General features: G+C 44.2%; 15 protein-coding genes and 1 pseudogene. 12 read left to right on the plus strand and 4 right to left on the minus strand.

Annotated features, from left to right (window positions below):
• Positions 1 to 16: 16 nt before the first annotated feature.
• Positions 17 to 3,442, minus strand: a complete 3,426-nt coding sequence (gene smc / locus ACRRS1_RS15880) for a chromosome segregation protein SMC (protein ID WP_432467407.1) — start codon at positions 3,440 to 3,442, stop codon at positions 17 to 19.
• Between the two features lie 101 nt (positions 3,443 to 3,543).
• Here smc and cysZ point away from each other — a divergent pair, with 101 nt between their 5' ends.
• Positions 3,544 to 4,311, plus strand: a complete 768-nt coding sequence (cysZ, locus tag ACRRS1_RS15885) for a sulfate transporter CysZ (protein WP_432452223.1) — start codon at positions 3,544 to 3,546, stop codon at positions 4,309 to 4,311.
• Between the two features lie 19 nt (positions 4,312 to 4,330).
• Here cysZ and ACRRS1_RS15890 read toward each other — a convergent pair whose 3' ends face one another.
• Positions 4,331 to 5,809, minus strand: coding sequence for an HD domain-containing phosphohydrolase (locus ACRRS1_RS15890; RefSeq protein WP_432467406.1), 1,479 nt, complete (start codon positions 5,807 to 5,809; stop codon positions 4,331 to 4,333).
• A gap of 390 nt (positions 5,810 to 6,199) precedes the next feature.
• Here ACRRS1_RS15890 and cysK point away from each other — a divergent pair, with 390 nt between their 5' ends.
• From cysK to ACRRS1_RS15935, 9 genes are all read left to right on the plus strand, one after another.
• The gene (gene cysK, locus ACRRS1_RS15895) at positions 6,200 to 7,168 is read left to right on the plus strand and encodes a cysteine synthase A (protein ID WP_432452221.1); all 969 of its coding nucleotides are present in this window, start codon (positions 6,200 to 6,202) and stop codon (positions 7,166 to 7,168) included.
• Positions 7,169 to 7,587: 419 nt separating this feature from the next.
• Complete coding sequence (locus ACRRS1_RS15900) at positions 7,588 to 7,845, plus strand: HPr family phosphocarrier protein (RefSeq protein WP_432452220.1); 258 nt, start codon at positions 7,588 to 7,590, stop codon at positions 7,843 to 7,845.
• A gap of 50 nt (positions 7,846 to 7,895) precedes the next feature.
• Positions 7,896 to 9,623 carry a phosphoenolpyruvate-protein phosphotransferase PtsI gene (gene ptsI / locus ACRRS1_RS15905; RefSeq protein ID WP_432452219.1) on the plus strand — a complete coding sequence of 576 codons (1,728 nt, stop codon included), beginning with the start codon at positions 7,896 to 7,898 and terminating at the stop codon, positions 9,621 to 9,623.
• 38 nt (positions 9,624 to 9,661) lie between these two features.
• A complete protein-coding gene (gene crr, locus ACRRS1_RS15910; protein ID WP_432452218.1) occupies positions 9,662 to 10,171 on the plus strand; it encodes a PTS glucose transporter subunit IIA in 510 nt (169 codons plus the stop codon).
• Between the two features lie 187 nt (positions 10,172 to 10,358).
• Positions 10,359 to 10,724 carry an ArsC family reductase gene (locus ACRRS1_RS15915; protein WP_432467405.1) on the plus strand — a complete coding sequence of 122 codons (366 nt, stop codon included), beginning with the start codon at positions 10,359 to 10,361 and terminating at the stop codon, positions 10,722 to 10,724.
• 5 nt (positions 10,725 to 10,729) lie between these two features.
• Positions 10,730 to 11,869, plus strand: coding sequence for a succinyl-diaminopimelate desuccinylase (dapE, locus tag ACRRS1_RS15920; protein ID WP_432452216.1), 1,140 nt, complete (start codon positions 10,730 to 10,732; stop codon positions 11,867 to 11,869).
• Complete coding sequence (locus ACRRS1_RS15925; RefSeq protein WP_432452215.1) at positions 11,866 to 12,555, plus strand: M15 family metallopeptidase; 690 nt, start codon at positions 11,866 to 11,868, stop codon at positions 12,553 to 12,555. The genes dapE and ACRRS1_RS15925 overlap by 4 nt, the downstream gene beginning before the upstream one ends.
• Positions 12,555 to 13,256: a hypothetical protein gene (locus ACRRS1_RS15930; protein ID WP_432452214.1), complete on the plus strand. Its 702-nt coding sequence runs from the start codon at positions 12,555 to 12,557 to the stop codon at positions 13,254 to 13,256. The genes ACRRS1_RS15925 and ACRRS1_RS15930 overlap by 1 nt, the downstream gene beginning before the upstream one ends.
• Positions 13,257 to 13,272: 16 nt before the next feature.
• On the plus strand, positions 13,273 to 13,443 hold the full coding sequence (locus ACRRS1_RS15935; RefSeq protein WP_432467404.1) for a DUF2897 family protein: 171 nt from the start codon (positions 13,273 to 13,275) through the stop codon (positions 13,441 to 13,443).
• 281 nt (positions 13,444 to 13,724) lie between these two features.
• Here the strand turns inward: ACRRS1_RS15935 and bamC are convergent, their stop codons facing one another.
• The gene (gene bamC / locus ACRRS1_RS15940; protein WP_432467403.1) at positions 13,725 to 14,909 is read right to left on the minus strand and encodes an outer membrane protein assembly factor BamC; all 1,185 of its coding nucleotides are present in this window, start codon (positions 14,907 to 14,909) and stop codon (positions 13,725 to 13,727) included.
• 234 nt (positions 14,910 to 15,143) lie between these two features.
• Between bamC and ACRRS1_RS15945 the strand changes: the two are divergent.
• Together ACRRS1_RS15945 and bcp are read left to right on the plus strand one after the other, a co-directional pair.
• Positions 15,144 to 15,305: pseudogene (locus ACRRS1_RS15945) on the plus strand (glycine cleavage system protein R); the annotation flags it as partial.
• Between the two features lie 387 nt (positions 15,306 to 15,692).
• Entirely contained in the window at positions 15,693 to 16,157 is a 465-nt protein-coding gene (bcp, locus tag ACRRS1_RS15950) for a thioredoxin-dependent thiol peroxidase (protein ID WP_432456155.1), read from the plus strand.
• A 272-nt stretch (positions 16,158 to 16,429) separates the two neighbouring features.
• On the opposite strand, the gene ACRRS1_RS15955 is transcribed toward bcp, so the two are convergent.
• On the minus strand, positions 16,430 to 17,506 hold the full coding sequence (locus ACRRS1_RS15955; RefSeq protein WP_432467402.1) for an AI-2E family transporter: 1,077 nt from the start codon (positions 17,504 to 17,506) through the stop codon (positions 16,430 to 16,432).
• Positions 17,507 to 17,510 lie beyond the last annotated feature (4 nt).

Below are 17,510 nucleotides of genomic sequence, written 5' to 3' on the forward strand. Positions count from 1 at the left end.
AACTATTCTCTACCTATTATTCCACCATGGCTATCGCTTCTGCGATGTCCACCGCCACCAGACGCGATACGCCTGGCTCCTGCATTGTAACCCCAGCAAGTTGCGAGGCCTTCTCCATGGTCACTTTATTGTGACTTATAAATATAAACTGTACCGAATCGGACATACTATGCACTAAATCAGCAAAACGTCCCACATTTACTTCATCTAAGGGTGCATCCACTTCATCAAGCATACAAAACGGTGCCGGATTTAAGCGAAATATCGCAAATACTAAGGCTAATGCGGTAAGGGCCTTTTCCCCTCCCGATAATAAGCTAATGCTAGCATTTTTTTTCCCCGGAGGACGAGCCATAATCGTCACGCCGGTCTCCAGTAAATCGTCAGACGAAAGTTCTAACCAGGCTTTACCGCCACCAAACACTTTCGGGAACAATAGCTGTAAGTCCGCATCTACTTTAGCAAATGTTTCACTAAATTTAGAACGGGTTTGTCGATCAATTTTCATAATCGCAGCTCTCAAGACCTCAATCGCAGATTCTAAATCTAATAATTGGGCCGACAACTCTTGATAACGGCTATTCTGTTGATCATATTCTTCTTCGGCAGCTAAGTTTACCGCACCCAAACGTTTCAAACGTTGATCAAGCTGTGCTAATTCAGTGGCGTAGTCGTCTTCCAGACTCGCCTCGGGTAAAGACAACTCTAGATGCTTCAGGTTCTCACCCTGTTCCGCTAACTGCTCCAATAGTAAGCTTCGCCTTGCCAATAAATTCTGCTGCTGAATACGTCGCTCGGTGCCGGCTTCAACGAGCTGTTTCAAGGTAAGCTGAGTCTGCTTGATAGTTTGTTGTAACTGTTGTTGCTCTGCAATACTTTGTTGATACGCGCTGGCGACAACGCTCTGCTGGTCTTCGATAACTAAGCTTTGCTCTAGCAATTGTTCGATTTGCTCCGCCAAAATTTCGAGTTGCTCACTAGATACTTCCGGTTGCGTCAACAGTTGCTCAGCCAACTCCTGCAACCGTTGCTGCTGATAGTGCTGCTGCTGTTGCTGATTCGCATATTGCGCCTGCTGCTTCTGGATAGCCAGTTGCAACTCATGCAGCCGAGTTTGTTGCTGCTGAGTATGATGGCCAAGCTGCTTGACCGAGTCTGCGGCGGTATCATTTTGCTGTTGCAGTTGTGTCAGCTTAAACTGCGCTTCATCTAGCTCAGCTTGCTGCAACTCTAATTGCTCTTCTAACAGCAGTTGGCTTTCTTGATCTTGTTCTAATTGAACATTTAATTCATCAACTTGTTGGCTCAACTGTTGCCGTTGTTGCTGCGAAAACAACTGTTGCTGCTCTAATAAAGCAAAACGACTGCGACAATCGGCTTGCTCGATGATTAAAGTATCTAAGGCGAACTGCTCATGTTGTTGCTGCTGTTGTAAGCGCTCAATATTTTGGCTTTGTTGCTTAAGTTGTTGTTCTAAGCGCTCATCTTGTTGTTTAATTTCCGCTAAACGCTGTTGCAGATGCTGCCGTTCCTGCTGCCAGCTAAGCACCGAGAGCTGCTGATGAGGAACCTTAAGGCGCTGCCAATATTTACCTAACCACTCTCCTTGTGGCGTAATCAAAGACTGATGAGGGCTTAAATACTCTCGAAGCTCAAACGCCTGGGTCAACGACTCCACCAGCAACACCGATTCACACAAATAACTCAGCTCGACATTTTCTAAATGTTCGGCCAAGCTAGCTAAACCTTGCAATTGAGGCGCCCGAGGCAATTTTAAAGGCGCTGCAACCGCACTTAAGGCCAAAGGATAATCTGAGTCAAGCTGTTCACACCATTCAGCTTGCAACCATCCAGCTAAAACCACATCCGCTGCACGCTGCCAACCTTCACTCACCCCAAGAACATCCATTAGCGGACGCTTGGCCTTGCTATCAACCTGCGCCAACAATTTGTTCACTCCCTGCAAACGGGTCTGCTCCGCAGTATAAGTTAATTGAAGTTGTTGCTGTTGCAACTTGAGTTGCTCAAGTTCAGCTCGCTGCTGTTGTAAATCGTTGCTCACTTGAGTGAACTGCTGCTGCAATTGCTCCTGCTGCGCTTCCCCCTGTTGTAATTGTTGTTGCAGTAAAGCGATTTGCTCAACATCAACAGCAACTAAAGTTGATAATTGATGTTGTAGTTGCGAAATTTGCTGCTGATGACGTTGCTGCATCTGCTGGCAATGCCCCAACTGAGACTCGGTTTGCCGAAGCTGCTGTTGAACTTGCTGCTGCTGAGCGCTCGCTAAGCCTTGTTCAGCCTCTAACTGACGATGCCGCTGCTCAGCGGCTTCCAGTTGCGGCATCATTTCCAGCATCAGCTGTTGTTGTAAGTCCATTTCAGCTTCAAGCTGTTGCAGGTTCAGCTGCTCCTGTACCCGCTGAGTTTCAAGTAAAGCTAAGTTTTGTTCGAGCGCTTGCTGCTGTTCAATATTCTGCTGTTGAGCTTGCTGACTCAGACTTTGCTGTTGCTTGGTATGCAGTTGCTGCTGCTCCAACTTCGCCAACTGTGTTCTCAGTTCGAAATGCTGCTGTTGCAAATTTTGTTGTAATTGTTGTTGTTCAAGGATTTGATTCGCTAGCAAGGTTGATTGGTTTTCACATTGGCTAAGCAGATGCTCTTCGGCACGCTGTTTTTGCTCGGCATCAGCATGGTATTGCTCGCCACCATCAATACTATTGTCTAACTTCCGTAACTCCTGTAAACATAACAAGGCCTTAAGCTCTCGATGACGAGCCCGGTATTGGCGATAACGTTTTGCTGCCTGTGCTTGCGTTTTAAGCTTATTCACCTGCTGGGCCAATTCCGACTCAATATCGCGTAAACGCAAAATATTTTCGTCAGTATGTTTAATCCGCAGCTCGGTTTCACGACGACGTTCTTTATATTTAGAGACACCCGCCGCTTCTTCGATAAATACCCGTAATTCCTGCGGTTTGGATTCAATGAGCCGACTAATCATGCCTTGTTCGATAATCGCATAACTACGCGGCCCTAAGCCCGTCCCCAAAAACAAATCGGTAATATCGCGCTTACGGCACTTGCTACCATTTAACAGGTAGTGATTCTGCCCATCTCGACTCACCTCCCGGCGAACCGCAATTTCAGCATAACTAGCAAACTCTCCACCGATCCGCCCTTGGCTATTATCAAAGATCAACTCTACCATCGCCTTCGACACCGCCGCCCGTTTGGTAGAACCATTAAAGATCACATCGGTCATCGCGCCACCACGCAGGTGGCGAGCGTTACTTTCACCCAGTACCCAACGCACCGCATCGATCACGTTAGATTTACCACAACCATTCGGCCCGACAATCGCGGTCATGTCGGTCGGGAAGGGAATTGTTGTTCGGTCAACAAAAGACTTAAATCCGGCTAGGCGAATTTGTTTCAAACGCATACACTAGTTTGCTTATCGATTTATATTATTAGCCGAGACTTTACCAGAGCGGCCAACGCTTTGTAATATGACGGTCTATAAACTATTCAAGGATCACAATAATGGCGCACACCTCGCTAGCTTCTCGTAGCGGTATTTCTTATATTGCCCAGGGTTTTCAGCTTATCAGTCAACCTGGACTAAGACTGTTTGTGATGATCCCACTACTCGCTAATATCATTTTATTTAGCGCGGCCTTTATTGTTTTATACCAACAACTCGGGGGCTGGGTTCAGCAAATCCTCGACTACCTCCCCAGCTGGCTGGATTGGCTAAGCTGGTTCATTTGGCCCAGTGCCATCGTTGCAATTATGCTGGTCTTTGGCTTTACCTTTAGCATCATCGGCAATTGGATAGCGGCACCATTTAACGGCTTACTGGCAGAGAAAGTTGAGCAACACCTCTGTGGTGAAAAAATTGCCGACACTTCACTGCTCGAATTAGTAAAAGACTTACCGCGAATTTTTTCGCGAGAATGGCAAAAATTATGGTATTGGTTACCTAAAGCGCTGGGCCTGCTACTATTGTTTTTAATTCCGGCAATCGGCCAAACCATCGCCCCCGTACTGTGGTTTCTATTTACCGCTTGGATGATGAGCATTCAATATATCGATTACCCCTTTGATAATCATCGAATTCCCTTCTCCACGATGCGCGACCAATTAAAACAACATCGCTTAAGAAACAGTGGCTTTGGTGCAATCGTGTTATTTTGTAGCACGCTACCGCTATTAAATCTTATTATTATGCCAGTCGCCGTGTGCGGTGCGACCGCTATTTGGGTCGATATCTACCGCAAACCATTGCTTAAACAAAAACAGCAACAATAATCCCTTAGCCGCGGCTGAACTAAGCCACTGCTTGTGGCTCTTTATCTTGATAGCGAGCTGCAATATCTAAAAATTGCGACTCGCTTTGACAAAATGCTTCAACCACCGCTGGATCAAAATGTTTTCCCTTCCCCTCAAGAATGATCTGCTTAGCTTTTTCGTGACTGAACGCAGGCTTATAGACTCGTTTACTAATCAAGGCATCATAAACATCAGCCAGGGCCATTAAGCGCGCACTCAAGGGGATCGCCGCCCCAGATAAACCTTGCGGGTAACCCGAGCCATCCCATTTTTCATGGTGAGATAAAGCGATTTGTTTTGCATATTGTAAAAATGCGGTGTCTTCACTAGGGAATTGCAGCTCAGCCGCAGCTAAAGCATTTGCTCCAATTTGTGGGTGCTGACGCATCGTATCCCACTGTTCTGTATCCAACTGACCTGGTTTCAATAAAATAGCATCCGGGATCCCAACCTTACCGATATCGTGCAGTGGCGCAGATTTATACATCAAATCGATGGTTTGATCGCTGAGTTGCTCGGCAAAATCAGGCTGTTCACGTAAAGCCTCAGCCAAGGCTTTCACATAATATTTTGTCCGTAGGATGTGTGCTCCGGTCTCGTTATCCCGAGTCTCAGCAAGGCTCGCGAGACTATGGATGGTGATATCTCGGGTTTGTTGCAAGGCCCGGGTGCTGTGTTGCAAACTACTAATCATGGCATTGGTTCGCTGGGCCATCAGTCCAAACTCATCATTACTACTAATCGTAACTTGGGTATCGAATTGTCCCAGCTGTACCTTCGCTAAGGTTTGATTCTCATTTTCCAATAACAGTTGTAAATTTTTCGAATAACTCATGATCACCCGCAACACATAGGACATCACCACCAACAACACAAAGGAGACCTCAATAACAATGTATCTTTGGGCCGTAGCCAATGGGTAACGTTCACTTCCTACATTCACTAACCAATCAAGATCCTTGTTAATCACTAAAAAAATCACCCCCGCCAATATAAGGGTGCTAATCGCCGCAAATGCAGAAAACTTCTGACTCACCGATAACGCTTTATTATTTAAAGGTAGATGTAGCTGATGACGACTTAATTGCTTCGCAATATCCCATTCTTTCGCCAGCGCTAAATCACTAGCGACATAAAAACCAAGCGCCGTCAGGCCAAGTATAACTTTTAGGTGTGACTCCCAGGGCGGATCAAAAAAATAACTGTTATAGCCAACAATCATCAACGCAGCCAAAATAAAGAGTATAAAGTCCAACTTGAATTGAAGCCGCACTTGCCGCGCCAACTCTGAGTTTTCGATAAATTGCATCGCAATAATTCGAACGCTAGAGGTAACAATAAAACTAATGACAATCGGAAGTAACAACTGAAATACCGTTTGAGCTTCTAAAAAAGGGCATACTTGAATCCCATAAACGGCAAATAACAGCATCGCCAACAGCCAATGTTTAATCGCTAAGCCACTCACTCTATTCATACCAATTGTTCCTTAACTCAGCGCAATTAACGCTTTACTCCCGCCTCCACTATAGCCTGCTTCAGTATGACTAGCTAAAAAAGCTAAACTCAAAATAGGCACTTTAATATCTTCAGTAAATGGATGCATCACGTCCCGCCAGTTAAACCTCGCACTTACAATATTGATAGGCTGCTGTTGGGGTTCAATCTATAGACCGACTATCGTAGAGAAAACTTTGCCCTTCAGACACTAAAACTCATATCAATTTATCTCTTAATTACATAACGTTATAAATAAACGTTACTTCACCTTACAAATAAGCACGCTATGCTAGTACTACGATTTATGTTGCTGAGTGCCATTGACCACTGATTGTAGCAACCGTCATTAGCCCATAAGGAAGTTTCAATGAGTAAAATTTATGAAGATAACTCGCTAACCATTGGCCGTACGCCATTAGTTCGTCTTAATCGAGTCAACAAAGGCAACATTCTTGCGAAGGTGGAAAGCCGCAACCCAAGCTTCAGTGTGAAGTGTCGTATTGGTGCCAACTTAGTTTGGGATGCAGAGAAAAAAGGTTTGCTTGGTCCTGGAAAAGAAATCATTGAACCCACCAGTGGTAATACCGGCATTGCTTTAGCCTTTGTGGCAGCCTCTCGTGGCTATCCAATTACACTAACGATGCCTAATACCATGAGCCTAGAACGTCGTAAATTACTCAAAGCTTTAGGAGCAAATCTAGTCTTAACCGAAGGTGCTAAAGGCATGAAAGGGGCAATTACCAAGGCGGAAGAAATCCGCGATAGTAGCCCAGAAAAATACATTTTACTTGGCCAGTTTGACAATCCTGCCAACCCAGAAATTCATGAAAAAACCACTGGGCCTGAGATTTGGGAAGATACCGACGGCGAAGTTGATGTCATTGTCGCAGGCGTTGGTACTGGCGGAACCATCACCGGTGTGAGCCGCTACATCAAGCAACAACAAGGAAAAAGTATTACTTCCGTTGCGGTTGAACCCGTAGATTCTCCAGTGATCACTCAAGCCAAAGCGGGTGAAGAACTTACTCCTGGACCACACAAGATCCAAGGGATTGGCGCAGGCTTTATTCCTGGTAACCTTGACTTAGATTTAGTCGATCTGGTCGAACAAGTGAGCAATGAAGATGCGATTGCGATGGCTCAGCGCTTAATGGAGGAAGAAGGTATTCTTGCAGGGATCTCCTCTGGTGCAGCAGTGGTCGCAGCGAACCGGATTGCTGAAAAAGCAGAGTACGCGGATAAAACCATCGTCGTGATATTACCTAGCTCTGGCGAACGCTACTTATCAAGTGCATTATTTGCAGATACATTTACTGAACAAGAAAACGTTCAATAAATCAATCAATAGCTCAATAGCTCTATATTAAGACGACGAATTTTCAGTCGTCTTTTTTTTGGTCAAACAGCTTTATTCTCAAAGAAAATTAACTCTCTGGTCTTGTGCTATAATTTTGCAAAAACTATACTCCCCCGCGCCAAATGTTAGCGTTTTCAATGTATCGTTTTGTAACAGAGGTATCAAAACGGATACATTGTTTACGTCGATAAATTAATACAAGTAATTAAAAATCAATAACTTAAATTGAATTTAACGATGTAATATTAAGTAACAGTGTACAACTAAGCCTAAAAACTTGACATAGATTAAACTTCGACGTCATTTTTTACGTTATTTTTTGGCGGAAATATTTTACTTATAAACGTCTAAGCTTAACTGAATATTTAGACAACAAAACAAAATTAAGGAATGTATGTATGTTTGAGAAAAGTGTTGTAATTACCGCAGAGAATGGCCTTCATACTCGTCCCGCCGCTCAATTTGTTAAAGAAGCCAAAGCATTCGCAAGTGATATCACTGTTGAAAGTAACGGCAAATCGGCCAGTGCCAAAAGCCTATTTAAGTTACAAACCCTAGGCTTAACCAAAGGCACTAGTGTCGTTATCCGCGCTGAAGGCGCAGATGAAACCGCAGCAGTTACAAAATTAGTCGCGCTAATGGATGAACTAGAATAATACGGTCGCTTTTTATCCATTAACGAGTTTCAACTAAATAGGTGTAGGTTATGATTTCAGGTATTCTGGCGTCTCCAGGAATTTCATTTGGTAAAGTACTGCTACTTGCAGAGCAAGAAGTAGTGATTAACCAAGCTCATATCGAAGCAGCGCAAGTAGAAAACGAAATTCAACGTTTTTTCGATGCACGTAATGCAACGTCTGCTCAACTCGAAGAAATTAAAATAATGGCAGGCAAGACTTTCGGCGAAGAAAAAGAAGCCATCTTCGAAGGTCACATCATGCTATTAGAAGATGAAGAGCTTGAAGAAGAAATTCTAGCCTGCATCAAAGACAACTTAGTGACTGCAGACAAAGCGGCTCATACTATTATTGAGCAAAATGCCCAAATGCTAGCTGAGTTAGATGACCCCTATTTAAAAGAGCGAGCCACCGATTTTCGCGATATCGGCTCGCGCTTAGTTAAAAATATTCTAGGCATTGAGATCATTTCACTTAGCACTATTACTGAAGAAGTCGTGTTAGTTGCGAATGATCTTACCCCCTCAGAAACTGCACAAATCAACTTAGATAAAGTGCTCGGTTTTGTAACCGATATCGGCGGTAGAACTTCACATACTTCAATTATGGCGCGTTCTTTAGAGCTCCCGGCGATCGTTGGCACCAATGACATCACTCAACGCGTAAGCAATGGCGATATCATCGCTCTAGACGCAATTAACAATGAAGTGATAATCAACCCAAGTGCAGAACAGTTAGCCGTTTATCGCCAACGTCAACAAACTTACTTAGACGAAAAACTAGAACTAGCCAAACTGAAAGACTTACCTGCTGTGTCTCTAGATGGTCATCAAGTCGAAGTCTGCGCCAACATTGGTACGATTAAAGATGTTGATGGCGCTCACCGCAATGGTGCAGAGGGTGTGGGTCTTTACCGTACTGAATTCCTATTTATGGACCGCGATCAACTGCCAACAGAAGATGAGCAGTTTGAAGCGTATAAAGCAGTCGTTGAATCGATGCAAGGTCACCCAGTGATTATCCGTACCATGGATATCGGCGGTGATAAAGATTTGCCTTATTTAGACCTTCCTAAAGAAATGAATCCTTTCTTGGGTTGGCGTGCAATCCGTATTTTCTTTGATCGTGAAGAAATCATGCATGCTCAGCTGCGCGCTTTGCTCCGAGCGTCAGCCTTCGGTAAAGTTCGCATCATGTTCCCGATGATTATTGCGGTCGAAGAAATCCGCAAGTTAAAATCAGTATTAGAGAGCCTAAAAGCGGATCTACGAGCGAACGATATCGCCTTTGATGAAGACGTTGAAATTGGCGTAATGGTGGAAACACCTGCCGCCGCTGCAATTGCACATCATTTAATTAAAGAAGTTGACTTCTTTAGTATTGGAACTAATGATTTAACCCAGTACACTTTAGCAGTTGATCGTGGTAACGAATTGATTTCAGCATTATATAACCCAATGTCACCTGCGGTATTAACCCTCATTAAGCAAGTGATAGATGCCTCACATGCGGAAGGTAAGTGGACGGGTATGTGTGGTGAATTAGCCGGTGATGAGTCAGCAACCTTATTACTAATGGGTATGGGCCTTGATGAATTCTCAATGAGTTCCATTTCTATACCTCGGATCAAAAAACTAATCCGTAATTCGAATTATGCTGAAGTGAAGAAATTAGCCGATCAAGCTCTTTCGTTACCAACAGCGGCAGAAATTGAAACGTTAGTTGATACTTTTGTTAAACAAAATACCATCTGTTAAGATAGCAGTAATAAACATAAGAATTCAGGAGCTCTATAATGGGTCTATTCGACAAATTCAAAAAAATGGTTTCAGATGACAGTGCAACTAAAAGCGGTATTGATATTATCGCCCCACTATCTGGCGAAATTGTTCCAATTGAAGAAGTGCCAGATGTGGTGTTTGCCGAGAAAATCGTAGGTGACGGAATTGCCATTAAACCGAGCGGTAACAAAATGGTTGCCCCTTGCGACGGCACCATTGGTAAGATCTTTGAGACTAACCATGCGTTTTCTCTAGAATCAACCGACGGCATCGAGTTATTTGTTCACTTTGGTATTGATACTGTTGAGTTAAAAGGCGAAGGCTTTACCCGCATCGCTTCCGAAGGCCAAGAAGTAAAACAAGGTGATGTGATCATCGAATTCGATCTGGCGGTATTGGAAGAAAAAGCTAAATCAACCCTAACTCCTGTCGTCATTTCAAATATGGATGAAATTAAAGAGCTAGTTAAGATGTCTGGCCCTGTCACCATTAGCGAAACACCAGTATTACGCATCATCAAATAATACTGAATGACTCTCTAAAACCACGCTATATGCGTGGTTTTTTTTGTCCCCAATTTACCCATGAGCAATACCATTGCTCTAAGTTGTCACTCTGTTTAAGAATAAATCAATACCATAAAGCGTAAATCCCCAATGAGCTTTCAGCCCAGCTCTGGTATTCTTAGCAAAAATATAACAGGAAACTTACATGTCTATAAGCAAGATTGTCATGTTTGGCATACCCAACTGCGACACCATTAAAAAAGCCCGTCGTTGGCTCAATGAACACAACTTAGAATTTACTTTCCATGATTATCGTAAAGATGGTTTGGATAGTCAGCAACTGCAGGCATGGGCTCAACAACTCGGTTGGCAAGCTTTACTCAATAAACGTGGCACCACCTTTCGTCAACTCAGTGATCAACAAAAGGCGAATTTAGATGAAGATACCGCACTTGCACTGTTAGAACAGTATCCTGCGATGATCAAACGGCCATTGTTACAAATCGATCAGCAATTTACACTTGGCTTTAAAGCCGAGCTTTACCAACAACTCTTTTTTTCGGAAAGCTAAATTCAATGTCAGACAGCCCAGTTTTAAAACTCGCAAAAGATCTCATCAGCCGCCCTTCGGTTACACCAGAAGACTGTGATTGCCAAAAACTCATGGCCCAACACCTCAGCGACGTCGGTTTTGCTATCGAAGAGATGATATTTGAGGATACCACTAACATGTGGGCCCGTAAGGGGCAACAAGCCCCCTTATTTTGTTTTGCCGGTCATACCGATGTGGTCCCACCGGGCCCAGCAGAACAGTGGCATACGCCCCCTTTTGAGCCGACAGTGATCGACGGAGTACTACACGGCCGTGGCGCCGCAGATATGAAAGGTTCATTGGCCGCAATGGTTATTGCAACCGAACGCTTTGTCGCAGCGCACCCTAATCATCAAGGATCGATTGCCTTCCTTATCACCTCAGACGAAGAAGGCCCATTCATTAATGGTACCACTCGTGTCGTTGATACCCTCATTGCCCGCAATGAGCTAATTGATATGTGTCTGGTAGGCGAACCCTCTTCGACGCATCATGTAGGTGATGTCGTTAAAAATGGTCGACGAGGCTCACTCACTGGCGATCTTCATGTACACGGAATGCAAGGCCATGTCGCCTACCCTCATTTAGCGAAAAACCCTATCCATGAAGTTGCACCAGCTCTGGCCGAGCTAGCCGCCATGCACTGGGACAATGGAAATCAGTTTTTCCCACCAACCAGCTTTCAAATCGCGAATATCCACGGCGGCACTGGCGCGTCGAATGTCATTCCTGGCGAATTACAGGTTCAATTTAACTTCCGCTACTCCACCGAAGTCACCGATCAACAGCTGGTTCAGCGGGTGCATAATATATTTGACAGTCATGGCTTAGATTACCAACTCGACTGGACCTACAATGGCCAACCTTTCTTAACCGAAGAAGGTGATTTTTTAAATTCGGTGAGCCAAGCGGTCACCAAGGTCACCAAAAAAGCCCCTGAGCTACTGACCACAGGCGGCACGTCAGATGGACGTTTTATTGCCAAAATGGGCACCCAAGTAGTTGAATTAGGTCCCATAAATGCAACGATTCATAAAGTGAACGAATCTGTTAAAGTTGCTGACTTAGAGCAGCTCGCTGACATGTACTTTGAACTATTAGTGAACGTATTAGGACCCAAATGAACACATCCAATCACCAGGCAGGCCTATATGGACTAAACCAACAAGGTTTAGTTAACAGTGCTGATTTTGCTTGGATACATCCGGGTGTGTTAGAGGATTTACGCGGCTTAGCAAGCGCGGCCACGCAAGCTGGTTTCCAGCTTGCTGTATATAGTGGCTATCGCGACTTCCATCGCCAAAGCCTCATCTGGAACCATAAATGGCAGGGCTTACGCCCCATATTAGATCAACACAGCCATCCCATCAGCCTAGCTGAGCTAAGTGATGAACAAAAAATGCATGCCATTTTACGCTGGTCGGCCCTGCCAGGCACCAGTCGCCACCACTGGGGAACCGACTTCGATCTCTATGATCCCCAGTTACTCCCCGCCGGCAGCTCGCTAGCACTGATTCCTCAAGAATATGCAGCAGGGGGCTGCCAACATTCCTTTGCTTGCTGGTTAGAACAACATGCAAAATCTTATGGCTTCTTTTTTCCTTATCAGCGCTTTCAGGGCGGGGTCGAATTTGAACCTTGGCATCTGAGCCACTTAGCCTGCAGCCAAATCAAGCTAAGTGGACTCGAAACCGACACACTCCTAAGCCACTTACGTGAAGCACAAGTGGCAGGGTTCACCACCATCGAGCAACATATTGAGCAAATATTTGAGCAATATGTTCGTAATATATGTTTACCGGAGAGCTAATGCCAAGCGTCTATTCAACCCTATTCTTCAGTTTAATTAGTTGCGCTAGTCTAGCCTTTCTACTACTCATGCTCGTACTTTACAAAGGCCAACTGTGCCCCGGTCAAACAGGCCGTATTCAGCGTCAATTAGGCACCCTTGTCAGTCTCATCACCCTAGCGGCTTTGTCTAGCATAGAAAGCCAACAAAGTAGCTGGCTAAGCGCTCTGATCCTAGTCGCTGCATTTGCGGGCTGGGCCTTACTATTTCAACTAAATAAACTGAAGCATAAACGCAGCCTCAAACTCAAGTTATGGTGGTTCATGGGGATCCCAATGCTGGCAGCAGGGCTCGTCGTATTAAATCAACAGCCGCTATTTTTATTTACATACCTAGTCTGTGCAACTGCTTTGGCGCACTGGTTAATGGTGAAAGCCAAGCACCGCTTAAGTCAGTTTGACAAAGTACTACCTTGCTTAGGTATCGTCAGTGCCATGTTAAGCATACTCTGTTTATGCGTCTATTTACTGGCGATGCCCCAACTGAGCCAAGATCCTCAACAAATAAAACAATTCGTTATTGTCGCCATACTATTAACCTTAGCGGTTCTGCTTTGGTTAGCCCCTCAATTTAAAAAACAATCTCCCCCCGCCAGCTTACTACTCGTTGTGGTTGTACTAAGCTTTACTTCAAGTCTTGCAATGCAAGGCCTCGCGACCTAGCGGCTAAGGAGATGCCATGAGTAGCGGATACGTGATCCTTATCATTGTCTTAATATTAGGTTTTATTGTCGGAAATTTAATGATGTTAAGGCATATAGGAAAATTTAATATTAGCGCTGAGTTGCGTAAAACTATTGAGCAAAACAATCTTAGAGCCGACCAGCAAGCGCAGGATGAAAAACAATAGTTAGCCGCTCCTCGATCAAGTATTTGCTCATATCAAACTGGATGAAAATAACGATCCCCTGTACATGCCTTGAAGCCCTTCAAGGTTCTCATGTCGCCTATTTCGCAGGCCGCTCCCCCGATTGCTGCCATTAGTAATTTCGATTGGCAATAATCGCTTTCTCATCAGCCTAAATTCAAGCCTAAAGCTCTGTTAACTGAATCTTTAAATACCATTCGTCGCAAGGCGCTAAGACTAAAAAGGCCCCATTTGGGGCCTTTTATTTGAAACATTCACAAGAACTAGTGCGATAAGCTATTCGTCGTATCCAGTCCCATTTTCATCAAAATCGCCAAATAAGGATACAACTTGCTCACTTCCCTAGGTTTAAGCACCTTACCCTCATCATCTGCTAAGGTGATTTGGGTAATATTATCATTAGAGCCAACAGTGAAAATATAATCTTTCTCTTCAAACTGCATCCCGGATAAACCATGTTTTTCCAAGAGCTCACTATCTGGACGCTTATAGGTAAGATACAAGCTACCCGAAGTCTCGATATAATCGGTAATCGTAAAACCAGCGATCGGCAGAGCCATACGCAAACGCTTCATGGTTTTATCCATATTAGCCCGTGCCTTGTAGTAAGCCGTTCCACCATCATTAACCAATAACAAACTAACCGAAGGATCGTTTAAGCGTGCTTTTTCTGCCGCACTCATGCTAGCCAAACGCGCTTGTTCACGTTTCTCTGCCAACTGCGCTTCCAACTCTTCTCGACGATCATTCACATAGCCAATTAATCGGTTTAGCTCAATAATCTCTAAACGTCGTCGATCAAAACTATCCAGATCAACGACCACATCATTATCATTTCGGTATAGCTCTGCATCCACTAATTTAACTGTTAAACCAACGGTTCTTCCATGAGGCTTAACCTGTAGCTGATAACTAAATTTCTGCCGTTGCTCCACAGCCTTATCGCTGATGAAAAACCAGCCACTGTCGACCATTTCTCGGTCCACTAACCAATTTGACTCAACAATCCGCTGCTGTTCGTCTAAACGTGCAATCGATGACTGACGAAAACCAATATAGTCTCGAATCAGGTTTAGTACCGTTTGGCTGGTTTCTTCGGCAGATTGCGCGAGCAAGATATCAAACCAAAAAATTAAACCTGCATCGCTACTCTCTGTTCGGCTTCCCGCGATCAACGGAATCACCTGCATCGGTGACCGCACATCAACTCGTGATCCGAGTATCGGCTCACCTTTAGGCTGGGCATTGAGGATCACAAAATCTTTGCTTTGCTGTGGTGGAGAGACACCTTCAGGAATAAACAAAGGCTCGATCTGAGTCGCCTTCAAATAATCAAAATTACGCTCAGCTTGACGTAACTGCTCACCACCGCTTGAACACGCCACCAAGCTAGTCACGAGAGTCGCTGATAACACGATTTTTATCGCTGAAAAAGAAACTAGTTGCATATTCCACTACATCAACAAACTAATAATTTGACTGGTATTTGTCTTCGACAGGCGAAAACAATCCAGAGTAAGGGCGCTATACTACTTAGCCACTTTCATAAACACAAGATGAAAACTATCAGTGTTTGATAGAAACGGTGCATTTACAGCCCGCTATTTTTTTATCCGCTAGAAATCCCTTGTTTAAGCAAGTATCCTGAACTCATCTATCTAGCGATACAAACAAAATAGAATATGAGCCAATACCTTGTAGTCACCGCGGTGGGTACCAACCGCCCCGGCATCGTAAATCAACTAACTCAACTGGTATCAACTTGCGGTTGCAACATCGTGGATAGCCGAATGGCACTATTTGGCTCTGAATTTACCCTTATTATGTTAGTCTCGGGCACACATAATGCGATCATTCAAATCGAAACTCGACTGCCGGTCACCGCACAAGAATTACAGCTATTAAGTGTCTTAAAAAAAACTTCACGACATGAACGGATCAACTATTCACATGCGGCCATACTGCAGCTAACGTTGCCCGATGCCACTGGGGTAATTAGTCAAGTAACTCAGTTTATTAGCGATCATGATATGAATATGGTGAGCTTGAAGTCCAATCTATTTAGCCAGGCAGAAGTAGAAATGTTACACGCTTCTTTCGAGGTCAAGCTGAATCAGCAACACCAAACAGAAATCATTGAACAGCAATTTGCCAAACTTTGCCAAACACTCGGTAGTCACGATTTTAGCCTACAGTTTTTATCTAATGAAGCGAGACAAAAGGAATCAGCAATGAATACGCTTACCGCCGGCAATGCCGCACCACAATTCGATTTAGCCAACCAAGATGAAAAGCGGATCAAGCTCAGTGATTACGCAGGAAAAAAGGTGTTGGTGTATTTTTACCCTAAAGCCTTAACACCCGGTTGTACCACTCAAGCTTGTGGCTTAAGAGACAGTATTCAGCAATTATCCGATGCCAATACCGTGGTTTTTGGCATAAGCCCTGACCCAGTGAAACGTTTACCGAAGTTTATTGAAAAACACCAATTGAATTTTGATCTCTTGTCTGATGAAGATCATCAAGTTGCCGAACAGTTTGGTGTCTGGGGACTGAAGAAATTCATGGGAAAAGAATACGACGGCATCCACCGCATTAGCTTCTTGATCGACGAGCAAGGTATCATCGAACATGTATTTGACAAATTTAAAACCAAAGAGCACCACCAAGTTGTACTCGACTATTTAGCAGGCTAGTCAGATAAGACTCGCGTATATGGATTTTTGCCGACCCATTTAGGCTTTCGTCACCGCGAGTCATATTGATACCCAGCTAACTCATTATCTGTTGATCTTGCTGGCTTAAATCACCGCCTACAGCCTGATGTATCTTGTAATTAAAGCTTTCAGTCAAAGTTGTTTATCAATGCAGCGTTGCTCATGATTCATAGCGACTACATTTGATATGTTCAGCAATCCCTAAATCAAGCATAAACGATCACAGCAGCACCAGGAGAGAACGACCGCCGCTAGGATGAAGGCTGATCAACTTCAGCTTTTTCGGCATGTGGCCAAGCATTCATCACTGCTTTGACGAGAGTTGCTAACGGAATAGCAAAAAATACTCCCCAAAATCCCCACAGACCGCCAAACACTAATACCGCAACAATTATCGCTAAGGGATGCAAGTTAACGGCCTCTGAGAATAAAATCGGCACTAACACATTGCCATCTAATAGTTGAATGATGCCATAACCCAGAATCAAGTAGCCAAACTGAGGACTCACTCCCCATTGAAATAAACCGACCATCGCCACTGGTAAGGTAACCGCAAAAGCTCCGATAAATGGAATTAACACCGACAAACCAACTAAGACACTGAGCAAAGCTGAATACCGTAAATCCATTAGCGCAAATACAATATAACTCACACCGCCAACCACCAATATTTCAATGGCTTTACCACGAATATAATTAATCACCTGACCATTCATTTCCATCCAAACTTGTGCGAGCAAACGACGGTCATTCGGGAGAAAACGAGTCACGCTTCGCATTAACACTTGTTTATCACTCAACATAAAAAATACCATCAAAGGCACTAATACGCTGTACACCATCACAGTGGCCAGGTTGATGATCGATGAGACGGAAGATTGAAGTAACTGCTCACCGACCCCCATCAGACGGGTTCTGACATTATCCACGACAGTCTGCACTAATGCCCCATCAATAAACTCTGGATAACGCTCAGGAAGCGACTCCAACCAACGTTGACTGCTATTCAGCATCACCGGATACTCGGTCAACAGATTCATCCCTTGTCCCCAGACCGTCGGAAGCACACGTAATACAATAAAGGTCGCAATCAGAAAAAATACCAGTAGAACCAGCGACGTTGCGATCCCACGGCGAAAACCATGACTTGCTAAAAAACTCACCGGCCAATCTAATAAGTAAGCCAATACCAAGGCGATTAATAAAGGGGCGAGTAAATTACCAAAAAAGTAAAGCATGACAAAACCGATGACAAACACCAAGGCCATTGCCACAGCTTCCGGATCTGAAAACATCCGGTTATACCAAAGAGATATGACTTTAAACATAGTT

The sequence above is a fragment of the Agarivorans sp. Z349TD_8 genome, from assembly GCF_050870825.2.
In the GTDB taxonomy this organism is placed as follows: domain Bacteria; phylum Pseudomonadota; class Gammaproteobacteria; order Enterobacterales; family Celerinatantimonadaceae; genus Agarivorans.